General features: G+C 73.5%; 14 protein-coding genes. 7 read left to right on the plus strand and 7 right to left on the minus strand.

All coding sequences use genetic code 11. The features are described from left to right. The first annotated feature begins 62 nt into the window (after positions 1-62). Positions 63-746, plus strand: coding sequence for a TenA family protein (locus tag ABD976_RS02955; protein ID WP_345356682.1), 684 nt, complete (start codon positions 63-65; stop codon positions 744-746). A gap of 18 nt (positions 747-764) precedes the next feature. After that, positions 765-944: a lasso RiPP family leader peptide-containing protein gene (locus ABD976_RS02960; RefSeq protein ID WP_345356685.1), complete on the plus strand. Its 180-nt coding sequence runs from the start codon at positions 765-767 to the stop codon at positions 942-944. A gap of 247 nt (positions 945-1191) precedes the next feature. On the opposite strand, the gene purB is transcribed toward ABD976_RS02960, so the two are convergent. After that, positions 1192-2625, minus strand: coding sequence for an adenylosuccinate lyase (gene purB, locus ABD976_RS02965; protein ID WP_345356688.1), 1434 nt, complete (start codon positions 2623-2625; stop codon positions 1192-1194). Between the two features lie 308 nt (positions 2626-2933). On the opposite strand from purB, the gene ABD976_RS02970 reads away from it, so the two are divergent. From ABD976_RS02970 to ABD976_RS02980, 3 genes are all read left to right on the plus strand, one after another. Beyond that, the gene (locus ABD976_RS02970; RefSeq protein WP_345356691.1) at positions 2934-3200 is read left to right on the plus strand and encodes a hypothetical protein; all 267 of its coding nucleotides are present in this window, start codon (positions 2934-2936) and stop codon (positions 3198-3200) included. A 72-nt stretch (positions 3201-3272) separates the two neighbouring features. Continuing rightward, positions 3273-4838 carry an ABC transporter transmembrane domain-containing protein gene (locus ABD976_RS02975; RefSeq protein ID WP_345356694.1) on the plus strand — a complete coding sequence of 522 codons (1566 nt, stop codon included), beginning with the start codon at positions 3273-3275 and terminating at the stop codon, positions 4836-4838. Then, positions 4835-6574: an ABC transporter ATP-binding protein gene (locus ABD976_RS02980; RefSeq protein WP_345356697.1), complete on the plus strand. Its 1740-nt coding sequence runs from the start codon at positions 4835-4837 to the stop codon at positions 6572-6574. Before ABD976_RS02975 ends, ABD976_RS02980 begins: the two co-directional genes overlap by 4 nt. Here the strand turns inward: ABD976_RS02980 and ABD976_RS02985 are convergent. The 4 genes from ABD976_RS02985 to ABD976_RS03000 all read right to left on the minus strand — a co-directional run bounded on the left by ABD976_RS02985 (position 6562) and on the right by ABD976_RS03000 (position 8947). Then, positions 6562-7146 carry a TetR/AcrR family transcriptional regulator gene (locus ABD976_RS02985; protein ID WP_345356700.1) on the minus strand — a complete coding sequence of 195 codons (585 nt, stop codon included), beginning with the start codon at positions 7144-7146 and terminating at the stop codon, positions 6562-6564. The two genes, ABD976_RS02980 and ABD976_RS02985, sit on opposite strands and share 13 nt — an antisense overlap. Positions 7147-7316: 170 nt before the next feature. Beyond that, positions 7317-7637, minus strand: coding sequence for a DMT family transporter (locus tag ABD976_RS02990; protein WP_345356703.1), 321 nt, complete (start codon positions 7635-7637; stop codon positions 7317-7319). Positions 7638-7770: 133 nt separating this feature from the next. Then, positions 7771-8418 carry a hypothetical protein gene (locus ABD976_RS02995; RefSeq protein ID WP_345356706.1) on the minus strand — a complete coding sequence of 216 codons (648 nt, stop codon included), beginning with the start codon at positions 8416-8418 and terminating at the stop codon, positions 7771-7773. Positions 8419-8431: 13 nt separating this feature from the next. Continuing rightward, entirely contained in the window at positions 8432-8947 is a 516-nt protein-coding gene (locus ABD976_RS03000; protein ID WP_345356709.1) for a SigE family RNA polymerase sigma factor, read from the minus strand. Positions 8948-9104: 157 nt separating this feature from the next. On the opposite strand from ABD976_RS03000, the gene ABD976_RS03005 reads away from it, so the two are divergent. Continuing rightward, a complete protein-coding gene (locus tag ABD976_RS03005; protein ID WP_345356712.1) occupies positions 9105-10136 on the plus strand; it encodes a threonine aldolase family protein in 1032 nt (343 codons plus the stop codon). Beyond that, entirely contained in the window at positions 10133-10729 is a 597-nt protein-coding gene (locus ABD976_RS03010; RefSeq protein WP_345356715.1) for an HAD family hydrolase, read from the plus strand. Before ABD976_RS03005 ends, ABD976_RS03010 begins: the two co-directional genes overlap by 4 nt. Positions 10730-11046: 317 nt before the next feature. Here ABD976_RS03010 and ABD976_RS03015 read toward each other — a convergent pair whose 3' ends face one another. Beyond that, the gene (locus ABD976_RS03015) at positions 11047-11211 is read right to left on the minus strand and encodes a hypothetical protein (RefSeq protein WP_345356718.1); all 165 of its coding nucleotides are present in this window, start codon (positions 11209-11211) and stop codon (positions 11047-11049) included. 122 nt (positions 11212-11333) lie between these two features. Beyond that, positions 11334-12512 carry a pyridoxal phosphate-dependent aminotransferase gene (locus ABD976_RS03020; protein ID WP_345356721.1) on the minus strand — a complete coding sequence of 393 codons (1179 nt, stop codon included), beginning with the start codon at positions 12510-12512 and terminating at the stop codon, positions 11334-11336. Positions 12513-12527: the final 15 nt, after the last annotated feature.

Consider the following 12527-nt stretch of genomic DNA (forward strand, 5'->3'; position numbering starts at 1 on the left):
ATCTTCCGGGGCCGGTGCCCGGATGGGATGCTCGGCGGCGGCACCGTCGTCGAGGAGGAGTCGTGACGTTCAGCGAGTGGTTGCGGGAGCGCAGCGAGCCGGCGTGGACGAAGGTGGTCGAGCACCGGTTCGTCGACGAGCTGTTCTCCGGATGCGTGGCGGCGGAGCGGATGCGCTCGTACCTGGTGCAGGACTACCAGTTCGTCGACGGGTTCCTCGCGCTGCTCGGCGCGGCCGTGGCCCGCGCCGACCGGTACACCTCGCGGCTGGCCGTGGCGGGCAGCATCGGGGTGGTCACCAGCGAGGAGAACACCTACTTCCAGCGGGCCTTCGACGAGCTCGACGTGCCGGAATCCGACCGCACCGCCCCGGTTCTCGACCCGGCCACCGCCGAGTTCCGCGAGCTGATGGCCGACACCACCGACAAGGGCAGCTACGCCGACGTGCTGACCGTGCTGCTGGTCGCCGAGTGGACCTACCTCGACTGGGCCTCCCGGGCGCCCGACTCGCCGCCCCCGAGCTTCGTGCACGCCGAGTGGATCGCGCTGCACGCCAACCCCGAGTTCCGGCACTGGGTCGACTGGCTGCGCGCCGAAGTGGACCGGATCGGCGAAGGGCTCGACGAGCGCGAGCGCGCCCGCTGCCTCCGGCTGTTCCAGCACGCCACCCGCTGCGAACTGGACTTCTTCGACGCCCACGGCCCCGTCCCGCCCGACGTCCGCGGCGACGGTCCCGACGAAGGGTGAACCCGCTGCGGTGACCGGGTGACCGGGGATGGACCGGCCCGCCCCGCGCGCGCCACCCTGGACCGCACCGCTGTCCAGGAGGTCACCATGCCCGAGCACTACGCCGCCCCCGAACTCACCGAGGTCGGCGACTTCACCACCGACACCCTCGGACCCTTCGGCCCGAAGTACGACCTGCACTACTGGCTCGCGAACTGAGCGCCACCGTCAGGCACAAGGCAACCCGCAGCGCTTCACCCGTTCGAGAGCTGAGTGAGGGGCACCCTTGCCCAAGTAACTGGGACAAGGGTGCCCCTCACCTACATCCGGTCCAACCCGCCCGCTCACCCGACCACCGTCAGGCAAGCGGCGAAAGCCGCTTCCGCTCTGCCCCACCTGAGCAACCGGCACCGCCGCTGAGGTTCCGCTGCCTGCACCGCTACGCAGCCGGACCACAGAACACCCCTCAAAGAATCGCGCCTGGGGTGTAGTTGGTTCCTGCCGGGTACTGCTCGGCCACTTCCTGGACGGCTTCGACGATCGCCGTCACCTGGGCGGAGGCGGCGCCGGTGAACTGGAGCCGGTCGGCCAGCAGCTCGTCGAGTTCGGCGCGGTCCAGCGGGAGCCGGTCGTCGGCGGCCAGCCGGTCCAGGAGGTCGTTGCGCTCGGCGCCCTGCTCGCGCATCGCCAGCGCCACCGCGACCGCGTTCTCCTTGATCGCCTCGTGCGCGGTTTCTCGGCCGACCCCGGCGCGCACCGATGCCATCAGCACCTTCGTCGTCGCCAGGAACGGCAGGTAGCGGTCCAGCTCGCGGTCGACCACGGCGGGGAACGCGCCGAACTCGTCGAGCACGGTCAGCAGCGTCTCCAGCAGCCCGTCGAGGGCGAAGAACGCGTCCGGCAGCGCGACCCGGCGCACCACCGAGCAGGACACGTCGCCCTCGTTCCACTGGTCGCCGGCCAGCTCGCCGACCATCGAGACGTAGCCGCGCAGCACCACCGCCAGGCCGTTGACCCGCTCGCAGGACCGGGTGTTCATCTTGTGCGGCATCGCGCTGGAGCCGACCTGGCCGGGCTGGAAGCCCTCGGTGACCAGCTCGTTCCCGGCCATCAGCCGGATCGTCTTGGCCAGGCTGGACGGCGCGGCGGCGAGCTGGGACAGCGCGGTGAGCACGTCGTAGTCCAGCGAGCGCGGGTAGACCTGCCCGACGCTGGTCAGGGTGCCGCCGAAGCCGAGGTGCGCGGCCACCCGCTGCTCCAGCTCGGCGAGCTTGGCGGTGTCGCCGCCGAGCAGGTCCAGCGCGTCCTGCGCGGTGCCGACCGGGCCCTTGATGCCGCGCAGCGGGTAGCGGCCCATCAGGTCCTCCAGCCGCCGGAACGCGGTGAGCAGCTCGTCGGCAGCGGTGGCGAAGCGCTTGCCGAGGGTGGTGGCCTGCGCGGCGACGTTGTGCGAGCGCCCGGCCATCACCAGCTCGCCGTGCTCGGCGGCCAGCCGGGCCAGCCGCACCAGCACCGCCACCGCGCGGTCGGCCACCAGTTCCAGGCTGCGCCGCACCTGGAGCTGCTCGACGTTCTCGGTGAGGTCGCGCGAGGTCATGCCCTTGTGGATCTGCTCGTGCCCGGCCAGCGCGTTGAACTCCTCGATCCGCGCCTTCACGTCGTGCCGGGTGGTGCGCTCGCGCTCGGCGATGGAGTCGAGGTCGACCTGCTCCAGCACCCGCTCGTAGTCGGCGAGCGCCTGCTCCGGGACGTCGACGCCGAGATCGGCCTGGGCGCGCAGCACCGCCAGCCACAGCCGCCGTTCCAGGACGACCTTGTGCTGCGGCGACCACAGCTCGACCAGTTCGGGCGAGGCGTAGCGGTGGGCGAGGACGTTCGGAATGCTGGGCTTGGCCGTCACGAAAACCCAGGATAGACGCAGGCCGCGGCCCGGCGGCCGGGGCACCGGGGCCGGGGCACCGGTCGGTGCATCGGCAGGGGCGGATGCACGTGCGGGTGCACCGGTCCGCTGCACGTGCGAGAAGAAGTTACCGATGCGTAATCCGCATGTCGGCAGGTAGTCACCCGCTTCGGGCAAAGAACGCGATTCGGCCACTTCGCGCACAACATTAATTCGCTCTCAAAATGCGGGCCGACGGTGGACGCGGAACCCGTCCGAATCTAGTGTCGTCACCCCATCGGAACGGAAAAAAATAGGGATTTGAACGGATGGTCACTGACGTGTTCCACGACGAGCGGCAGGACGTGTTCTGGATCGTCGGCGTGGGAGCGGACCGCAGGCACGCCACCACGATGCGCCCCGGAGCGGTGTACTCCGGCCAGTGGGTACCGTCGCTGTGCGACGTCTGGCTGAAGATCCCCTCGGCCACGCCCGGCGGTCGCGAGCCGAAATCCCGGGCGATCACCGACCGGTGCGAGGATTGCGCGCGCAAGACCGCCGAAGGCGACTTCGCCTCCACCATCTGGGATTTCTGAATCACCCGATCGGCGACCGAGTCGGTAAATCGGTGGCTCCGCGGTCACGGCCCGCACTAGCGTGAACCGGCCATGGTCGACACCCGAGGCCCCGCGCGCCTCCTCTGGTCCCTGCTGCGCCAACGCCCCGGATTGCTGCTGCTCACCGCCGTGTCCGGGGCGCTGTGGATGCTGCCCACCGCGGTGCTCCCGCTGGTCGTCGGCGCCGCCATCGACAGCGGCATCCGCGCGGGCTCGGTGTCCGCGCTGCTGGCCTGGGCCGGGGTCGTGGTGCTGCTCGGGTTCACCCAGGCCGCCGGTTCGGCGCTGCTGACCTGGGCCGCGCACTCGTCGTGGATCCACGGCGCGGAGACCTCGCAACGGCTGGTGCACGACCACGTCGTCCGCCTCGGCGGCACCACCACCCGCCGGGTCGGCACCGGCGAGGTGGTCACCGCGGGCGGCTCGGACATCACCGAGGTCGCCACCTTCTTCGAGGTGACCGGGCGGCTGACCGGGGCGCTGGTGTCCTTCGCCGTCGCCGCCGTGGCGGTGCTCTACATCTCCCCGCTGCTCGGGCTGATCGTGCTGATCGGCATCCCGCTGGCCACCGCGGGCATCGCACCGCTGCTGATCCCGTACCAGCGGCGCGAGGAGGTGCAGCGCGAGCGGTTCTCGGCGGTCACCTCGATGGCCGCCGACATCGTGGCCGGGCTGCGCGTGCTGCGCGGGCTCGGCGGCGAGGCGCGCTTCCGGCGGCGCTTCCAGGAGCGCAGCGAGCGGATGCGCACCGCCGGGGTGGCGGCGGTGCGCGCCGAGTCCTGGCTGGAAGGCGCCGAGGTGCTGCTGCCCGGGCTCGTCACGGTGCTGGTGACCTGGCTCGGCGCCCGGCTCGCCCTCAACGGCACCATCAGCGTCGGCGAACTCGTCGCCTTCTACGGCATCTCGGCGTTCCTGGTGATCCCGGTGAGCACCGCGACCGAGGCCGCCAACTCCTACGCCGTCGCGCTGGTGGCCGCCGACCGCATCCGCGACCTGCTCAACCTCGAACCCGACGCCGCCGCGCCGCCGCACCCGGTGCCGCTGCCGCCCGGCGCGCTGGACCTCCAGGACGACGAGCTCAAGGCCCCCGCCGGGCAGCTCACCGTGATCGACGCGGGCGAGGGCGGCTCAGCGCTGGCCGAACGGCTCGCCGGGCACCCGATCGGCGGCGGCGTGCTGGCCGGCGGGGTGCGGCTGGCCGACGTCGAACCCGCCGAGCTGCGCCGCCGCATCGTGCTCGTGCACAACCAGGACCCGCTGTTCTCCGGACCCGCGCGCGCCGAGGTGGACCAGGGCACGCCGGTGCCGGTGGACACCGCGCTGCACGCCGCCGACGCCGCCGACGTGCTCGCCGCGCTGCCCGGCGACGCCGAGCTCGACGAACTCGGCCGCTCGCTGTCCGGCGGTCAGCGGCAACGGCTGGTGCTGGCCCGAGCGCTGTGCGCGGACGCCGACGTGCTGGTGCTCGACGACCCGACCTCGGCGGTCGACGCGCACAGCGAGCAGCGGATCGCCCAGCGGGTGCGGGACCTGCGCAGCGGGCGCACCACGGTGGTGCTCACCCAGAGCCCGCTGTGGAAGGCCGTCGCCGACACCACCCCGGGGGGGACGCCGTGAGCGAGCCGCTGCCGCTGGCCCCGCACGCCGAGGTCCGCCGCTGGGTGTGGCGGACCCTGACCGAACACCGGCGCCGGTTCGCCGCCACCTCCGCGCTGTTCGCCGCCTCCACCCTGCTCGGGCTGGTCGCCCCGCAGCTCATCGGCTGGATCGTCGACGCCGTGGTCTCGGGCGCCCCGACGGTGCGGGTGGACCTGCTCGCCGGGGCGTTCCTGCTGGTCCTGGTGGTGCACGCGCAGCTGGAGCGCTCCGCGCAACTGCGCGCGGGCGTGCTGGGCGAGCACCTGCTCGCGCGGTCCCGCGAGGACGTCGTGGCCAACGCGCTGCGGATGCCGCTGGGCACCGTCGAAGCCGCCGGCACCGGCGACCTGCTGACCCGCTCGACCAGCGACGTCAACCGGCTCGACCACACCGTCCGCGACGCCGTCCCGGAGATCACCGCGGCGGTGCTGGCGATCGTGCTCACCGCGGCGGCGATGCTGCTCACCTCACCGCTGCTGGCCTGCGGGATGCTCGCCGCGGTGCCGGTGATGCTGCTCAGCACCCGCTGGTACTACGGGCGCGCCCAGCCGGTCGTGGAGGCCAAGCTCGCCGGGTGGGCCCGGGTCAACGCCGGGCTGCACGAATCGGTGCACGGCGGCCGGGCGGTGGAATCGCTGCGGCTGGCCGACCGCCGCACCGCGCACAACGAGCGGGTGCTCGGCGACGCCGTCGCGCTGGAGCGCAGGCACCGCGGCCTGCTCGCCCGCTGGCTGCCGCTGCTGGACCTGTCCTACCTGCTGCCGGTCGCCGCGATCCTGCTGCTCGGCGGCTGGGCCTACCAGGCCGGGATCGCCGAGCTCGGCACCATCACCACGGTGGTGCTCTACGCCGAGTCGCTGTCGGAGCCCTTCGACGACCTGTTCATGTGGGTCGACGAGCTCCAGGTCGGCGGGGCGGCGCTGCGCCGCATCCTCGGCGTGCGCGCCGACCCGGAACCCGAGGACGCCAGGCCGGTCGGACCCGGCGACCTGGAGCTGCGCGACGTCCGGTTCAGCTACCGCACCGGACGCGAGGTGCTGCACGGCATCGACCTGGCGGTGCCCGCCGGGTCGCGGCTGGTGGTGGTCGGCCCCTCCGGCGCGGGCAAGTCGACGGTGGCGCGGCTGATCGCCGGGATCAGCGCGCCGGACAGCGGCTCGGTCACCTTCGGCGGGGTGGAGATCACCGACCTGGCCCCCGAGCGGCGGCGCCGCGCGGTGCTGCTGCTGACCCAGGAGCACCACGTGTTCGCCGCGACGCTGCGGGAGAACGTGGCGCTGTCCGACGTCGCCGGGGAGTGGGCGGACGCCGACCTGCTGGCCGCGCTGCACGACGTGGGCCTGCGGGACTGGGTCGACTCGCTGCCGGACGGGCTGGACACCGCGCTCGGCAGCGGCGGCCACCCGGTGCCCGCGGCGCGCGCCCAGCAGCTCGCGCTGGCCCGGGTGCTGCTGGCCGACCCGCAGGTGGTGGTGCTGGACGAGGCGACCTCGCTGCTGGACACCGGCACCTCGCGGCACCTGGAGAGCGCGCTGGCCCGGCTGCTCGCCGGGCGCACCGTCATCGCCATCGCGCACCGGCTGCACAGCGCCCGGGACGCCGACCGGGTGGCGGTGCTCGCCGACGGCCGGATCGCCGAGCTGGGCTCGCACGAGGAGCTGATGGCGGCGGACGGCTCCTACGCCGCGCTGCACCGGTTGGCTCAGCCGAGCTGAGCGCGCAGCACCCGGCGGGCCGCGGCGCGCGGGTCGGGGGCGCTCTCGATGAGGGCGTTCACCACCGCGCCGTCCACCAGGAAGGTCAGCACCCGCAGCCGTTCCCGGTCCACCGGCATCCCGCTGCGGGTGAAGATCTCGACGAGCAGGTCCTGGAGCTCGGCGCCGAGCTCGCGCATCAGCGGCGCCAGGTAGGGGCGGCGCGGCGAGCCGACGAACCGCTCGTAGCGCAGCAGCACCGACTCCGCCCCGCCGTCCCGGGACCGGGCGCCCAGCAGCAGGTCGAGCACCAGCTCGGTGACCACCTCGGTGCCGCGGGGGCGCTCCGCCAGGGTGTCGAGCTCCGCGCGGGCGTCGTCGAGCTCCTTGCGGCTCTCGTGCTCCACCGCCGCCGCGGTCAGGTCGTCCAGCGACGAGAAGTAGTACGTGGTCGACGCCAGCGGCAGCCCGGCGCGCTCGGCGACGGCGCGGTGCCGCACCGCTTCGAAGCCGCCCTCCGCCAGCAGCTCGGCCGCGGCCTCGACCAGCGCCTGCCGCCGTCGCTCACCTTTGGGAGTGCTGGCCGAAGTCATGCCGACGCATCCTAATCCTCCCCTTCCGCCCCACCGCCGCACCGGTCACGCCCCTCCGGCGCCCACCAGCACCCGTTTCACCCGAAAGGTTGGTGAGTGAGGGGCACCCTTGTCCCGGTTACTTGGGCAAGGGTGCCCCTCACCTGGAACGAGATCACCTGAACGGGTGGTCAGTGGCCGCCGGAGAGGTTGAGGCCCACGACGCCGGCCAGGATGAGCATGATCGACACGATCTTGATCGTCGTCACCGGATCGTTGAGCCACACCATCCCGATGACGGCCGTCAGGGCGGCGCCGATGCCGGTCCACACCGCGTAGGCGGGTCCGGCGGGCAGCACCCGCATCGCCCACGCCAGGCCCGCGAAGCTCAGCGTCGCCAGGACCGCGAACGACAGCGAAGGCCACAGCCGGGTGAACCCGTTGGACAGCTTCAGCGAGATCGCCCAGCCGGCCTCGAGCACCCCCGAGATCATCAGCACGATCCAGGCCATCGGAGGCCACCACCTTCCTCGCGGGAACAGATTGGCACCACCGTACCGATAATCTGGTACTTGCGTACCATTCTGGTGAGCGAGGGCACCACGGGCGGCTCCATTGAAACCGGAGCCGCCCGGTGGTGCAGGTTCAGTAGCGCGCGGCGAGGTCCCCGGCCAGCAGCGGGATGCGCTCGCCGTAAGGCGCGGTCGACCCCGCGTCCGGGCGGCTGACCACCACCAGGCGCTGCCCGCTGCGGGTCTGCCGGACGGCCTCCTGCGCCCCGTCCGGGTGCCGCACGTCGGTCGCCTCGGCGCCCTCCGGGGACGGCACCACCGACACCGTCACGGTCCCCGCCGCCGCCCCGTCGCGGAGCACGAACTTCGCCGCGCGGGTGCCGGGCGGGCACGGGCCGTCGGCCGGGACCGGCGAGGTCGCCGCCACCGCGGGCAACTCCGCCGCCACCGCCGCCGCCAGCTGGGCGTCCGGCGGGCCGCACGCCGCCGACCGGGTCATCGGCTCCATCAGCACCCCCGGACCGGTGCTCTCCGCGGGCGGGGGCGCGGTGCGCTGGGCCACCGCGGCGGTCTGCTGCTGATCACCGCCGAACATCCCCGTCGCCCAGCCGAGGCCGCCGACCAGCACGGCCGCGGCCGCGAACGTCCCCCCAGCGGCGGCGATCCGCCGCCGCGCGGTGATCCGGCGCGACGCCCGCGCGACGTCCCGCTCGTCGAACGACGACTCGGGGGCCGCGGACACCGCTTCCCGGAACAGCTCGCGCAGTTCGCGATCGTCCACCTCACGCACCTCCTCACGCCGACCGCAGGTCGCCGAGCTGGTCCCCCAGGGCTTCCCGCAGCGCGGTCAGGCCGCGAGCGCACTGGCTCTTGACCGTGCCCTCGCTGCACCGCATCACCTCGGCGACACCGCTGACGTCGAGGCCCTCCAGGAATCGCAGCACCAGCACGGCGCGCTGCTTCGGCGGCACCTGCTGCAGGCCCGCGAGCAAGGTCTGCTTGGTCGCCACCGCGTCCGACACCGAGCCGGAATCGGCGGGCCGGTCCGGCAGCACCTCCGTGGCGCGCTCCCGCCGCCACGGCCGCCGCGACTCGTCGATCACCGCCCGGGTCAGGATGCGCCGCACGTAGGCGTCCAGCGCACCCTTGTCCCGGACCTTGCGCCAGTGCCGGTGCAACGCGATGAACGCGGTCTGGGCGAGGTCGTCCGCGCGGTGCCAGTCACCGCACATCATGTACGCCATCCGACGCACCGCCTCCCGCCGAGCCGTGAAGTACTCCGCGAACTCCTGCTCCTCGCGTTGGTCCACGCGGAACTCTCCGCTCGTCCGTGCCTGCACGTCTGGGACGGAACGCCCGGGTGCAACGGTTGCACGTCCAGGCCCCCGGTTCCACCCCGTGATTGATACCGCAGCGGTCGCGCCGGGTCGTTGCCCCCACCCCGCCCCCGTGTGGTGTGATCTGTTCGTGACCAAACCGGCCCCGATCGACCTCCGCTCCGACACGGTCACGCGTCCCGACGACTCGATGTACGCGGCGATGAGCGCCGCGCAGGTCGGCGACGACGTGCTCGACCACGACCCGACCATGCGCGCCCTGGAGGACGAGGTGGCGCGGTTGCTGGGCACCGCCGCCGCCCTGTGGGTCCCCACCGGCACCCAGGGCAACCTCATCGCGCTCGCCCTGCACCTGCGCCGGGGCGACCGCTTCCTGGCCCCGCGCGGCGCCCACGTGCTCACCCACGAGCTCGGCTCCGCGGCCTGGCTGGCGGGCGGGATGCCCGACCCGCTGGAGTGGAGCGCCGGACCCGGCCGCCCCACCCCCGACGTGATCCGGGCGTCCGCCGACGGCGGCGCCCGCTACGACGCGCTGCGCACCACGCTGCTGTGCCTGGAGAACACCCACAACGAGGCGGGCGGCGCGGTGGTGCCCCCGCACGAGCACGCCCAGCTCGCCGCGGCGGCCCGCGACGGCGGGCTCGCGGTGCACCTGGACGGCGCCCGGCTCTGGAACGCCTCGGTCGCGCTCGGCGTTCCGCCCGCCGCGCTCACCGTCGGGGTGGACAGCGCGCAGGTGTGCCTGAGCAAGGGGCTCGGCGCCCCGGTGGGCTCCGTCCTCGCCGGGGACCGGGACTTCATCGCCGAGGCGCGGCGGATGCGCAAGGCGCTCGGCGGCGGGGTCCGGCAGGGCGGGGTGCTCGCCGCGGCCGGGCTGATCGCGCTCAAGCGGATCGACCAGCTCGCCGAGGACCACGCCCACGCCGCGCGGCTGGCCACCGGCCTCGCCGGGCTCGGCTTCGACGTCACCACGCCGCAGACCAACATCGTGCTCGCCGCGGTCCCGGACGTGCGGCTGTCGCTGGCGCGGATGCGGGCGCTCGGAGTGCTGGCGGTGCCGATGGCGGGCAAGATCAGGTTCGTCACGCACCGGGACGTGACCGAGGCGGACGTCGACGAGGCGCTCCGCCGCATCGGGGAGGACCAGGGAGGTCAGCGATGACGCGGTGGGTCGTCTTCGACTACGGCGAGGTGATCAGCCTGCGCACCGCGGCGCTGCCGTCCATCGCCGGCGTGCTCGGGGCCCCGGTGCGGGAGTTCGAGGAGGCGTACTGGGCGGAGCGCACCGCCTACGACCGGGGGCGCACCGACCTGGAGTACTGGATGTCCATCGGCAACCGGCTCGGGCTGCGGGTCGACGCCGCGCTGGCCCAGCGGCTCACCGCGATGGACAACGAAGGCTGGCTGGAGACCTCGCCGGAGACGGTCAAGCTGATCGAGGACCTCGCGGGCGCGGACGTCCGGCTGGCCCTGCTGTCCAACGCGCCCGCGTCCTTCGGCCGGGCCGTCGAGCAGCAGCCGTGGACGGAGCGCTTCGACCACCTGCTGTTCTCCGGCGACCTCGGCGTGGTCAAACCCGAGGCGCTGATCTGGCAGATCCTGCTCGCCGGCCTGGGCACCACCCCGGACCGGTGCGTCTACTTCGACGACCGCGCGGACAACGTCGAAGCGGGCCTGCAGGCGGGCCTGCACGCCCACCACTGGGCCGGAGCCGAGGCCGCCCGGGACGTCCTGCACACCCACGAAGTCCTCTGACCCGCAGGGACGGCTTCCGCCCATGATCTGCGTGGCGGTGCGGGTTGCGTGCCTCACCGCATGCGGCTCCGCCGCATTCCGAAAGGACTCCTCACTGGGACCAGGACCCCTCACCTCGCTCTCGAACGGCACCGTTCGCCCGGACGGGTCGTGAGTGAGGGGCACCCTTGCCCAAGTAACTGGGACAAGGGGGCCCCTCACCTGGCTCTCGAACGGGCACCATTCACCCGGACGGGTTGTGAGTGAGGGGCACCTTCATCCGGCATAGTCGGACGAAGGTGCCCCTCACCCTGGTCGAGGGACCCAGTTCGGGGGCTTCAGGGGCCGAGCTTCTTGCGGTCCCGGGCCCAGCCGACGGCGGCGGTGGCCGCGAACAGCACGCCGCCGACCACCGCGAGCCAGAACAGGCCCTCGATCACCGCTCCCGCCACCGACAGCACGAGCCACAGCACCAGCAGCCCGCCGATCACCTTCCACACCACGTCCACGCACCTCAGCTCGCCCGGGGGACTTCACCCCAGGTTGCCAGAGGAACGGGCTGATGGGACCCGGACGAGGCCAAGACCAGGGACATCTCAGGGTCGGCGCGCGGGACCGGTCCGGCTCAGGGGCGCGGGAGCCGTTCGCCGAGGCGGGCCAGGGCCCCGGCGATGGCGTCGGTGTCGCCGGCGAAGGAGATCCGCAGGTAGCGGTGCCCGGCCACCGGGTCGAAGTCCACGCCCGGCACCACCGCGACCCCGGTGTCGTCGAGCAGCTCCCGGCAGAACGCGGTCGAGTCGTCGGTGAGGTGCCCGACGTCGGCCCAGGCGTAGAACGCGCCGTCGGCGGGGGCGACCCGGGTGATGCCGAGCTCGGCGAGGCCGTCGAGCAGCAGGTCCCGGTTGGTGCGGTAGCGCGCGACGTGGCCCTCGACCTCGGCGGTGGCGGCCGGGTCGAACGCCGCCACCGCGGCGTGCTGGGACAGCGCGGGCGGGCACAGCGCGAAGTTGCCCGCCAGCGAATCCACCGCGCGGCGCAGCTCGGGCGGCACCAGCATCCAGCCGAGCCGCCAGCCGGTCATGCACCAGAGCTTCGAGAAGGAGTTGACCACGACCGCCTCGGTGGTCAGCTCCCGCGCGGTGCGCGGCGGCTCGCCGTCGGCGTAGCTGATGCCGTGGTAGATCTCGTCGCTGATCAGCCGCACCCCGCGCGCCCGGCACCAGTCCACCAGCTCGGCGAGCTCGGGCCCCGGGATCACCGTGCCGGTCGGGTTGGACGGGCTGGCCAGCACCAGCCCCTGCACCGGCTCGTCGAGCGCGTCGAGCATCGCCGCGGTCGGCTGGAAGCGGGTCGACTCGTCGCAGGGCAGCTCCACGACCTCGCAGCCCAGCGCCGACAGGATGCCCCGGTAGGCGGGGTAGCCGGGCCGGGCCAGCGCCACCCGGTCGCCCGCGTCGAAGGCGGCGAGGAAGGCCAGCAGGAAGCCGCCGGAGGCGCCGGTGGTCACCACCACCTCCGCCGGGTCGACCGGCACGCCGTGCGCGCGGTCGTAGTGCCCGGCGATCGCCTCGCGCAGCTCGGGCAGCCCGAGCTGCTCGGTGTAGCCGAGCGGGTGCTGCCGCAACGCCTCGGCGGCGGCCTGGCGCACCACCTCCGGCGCGGGGCTCGACGGCTGGCCCGCGGCCAGCGAGATCACGTCGCCGTGCGTGCGCTGGCGCGCGGCGGCCGCTGTCAGCACCTCCATCACCTGGAACGGAGCGATGTTCGCGCGGCGGGCCGCGGTGAGCGCGTCTGGCGTGACCATGCCGATCAGCGTGCC

This window comes from Saccharopolyspora cebuensis (assembly GCF_039542665.1).
In the GTDB taxonomy this organism is placed as follows: Bacteria; Actinomycetota; Actinomycetes; order Mycobacteriales; family Pseudonocardiaceae; genus Saccharopolyspora; species Saccharopolyspora cebuensis.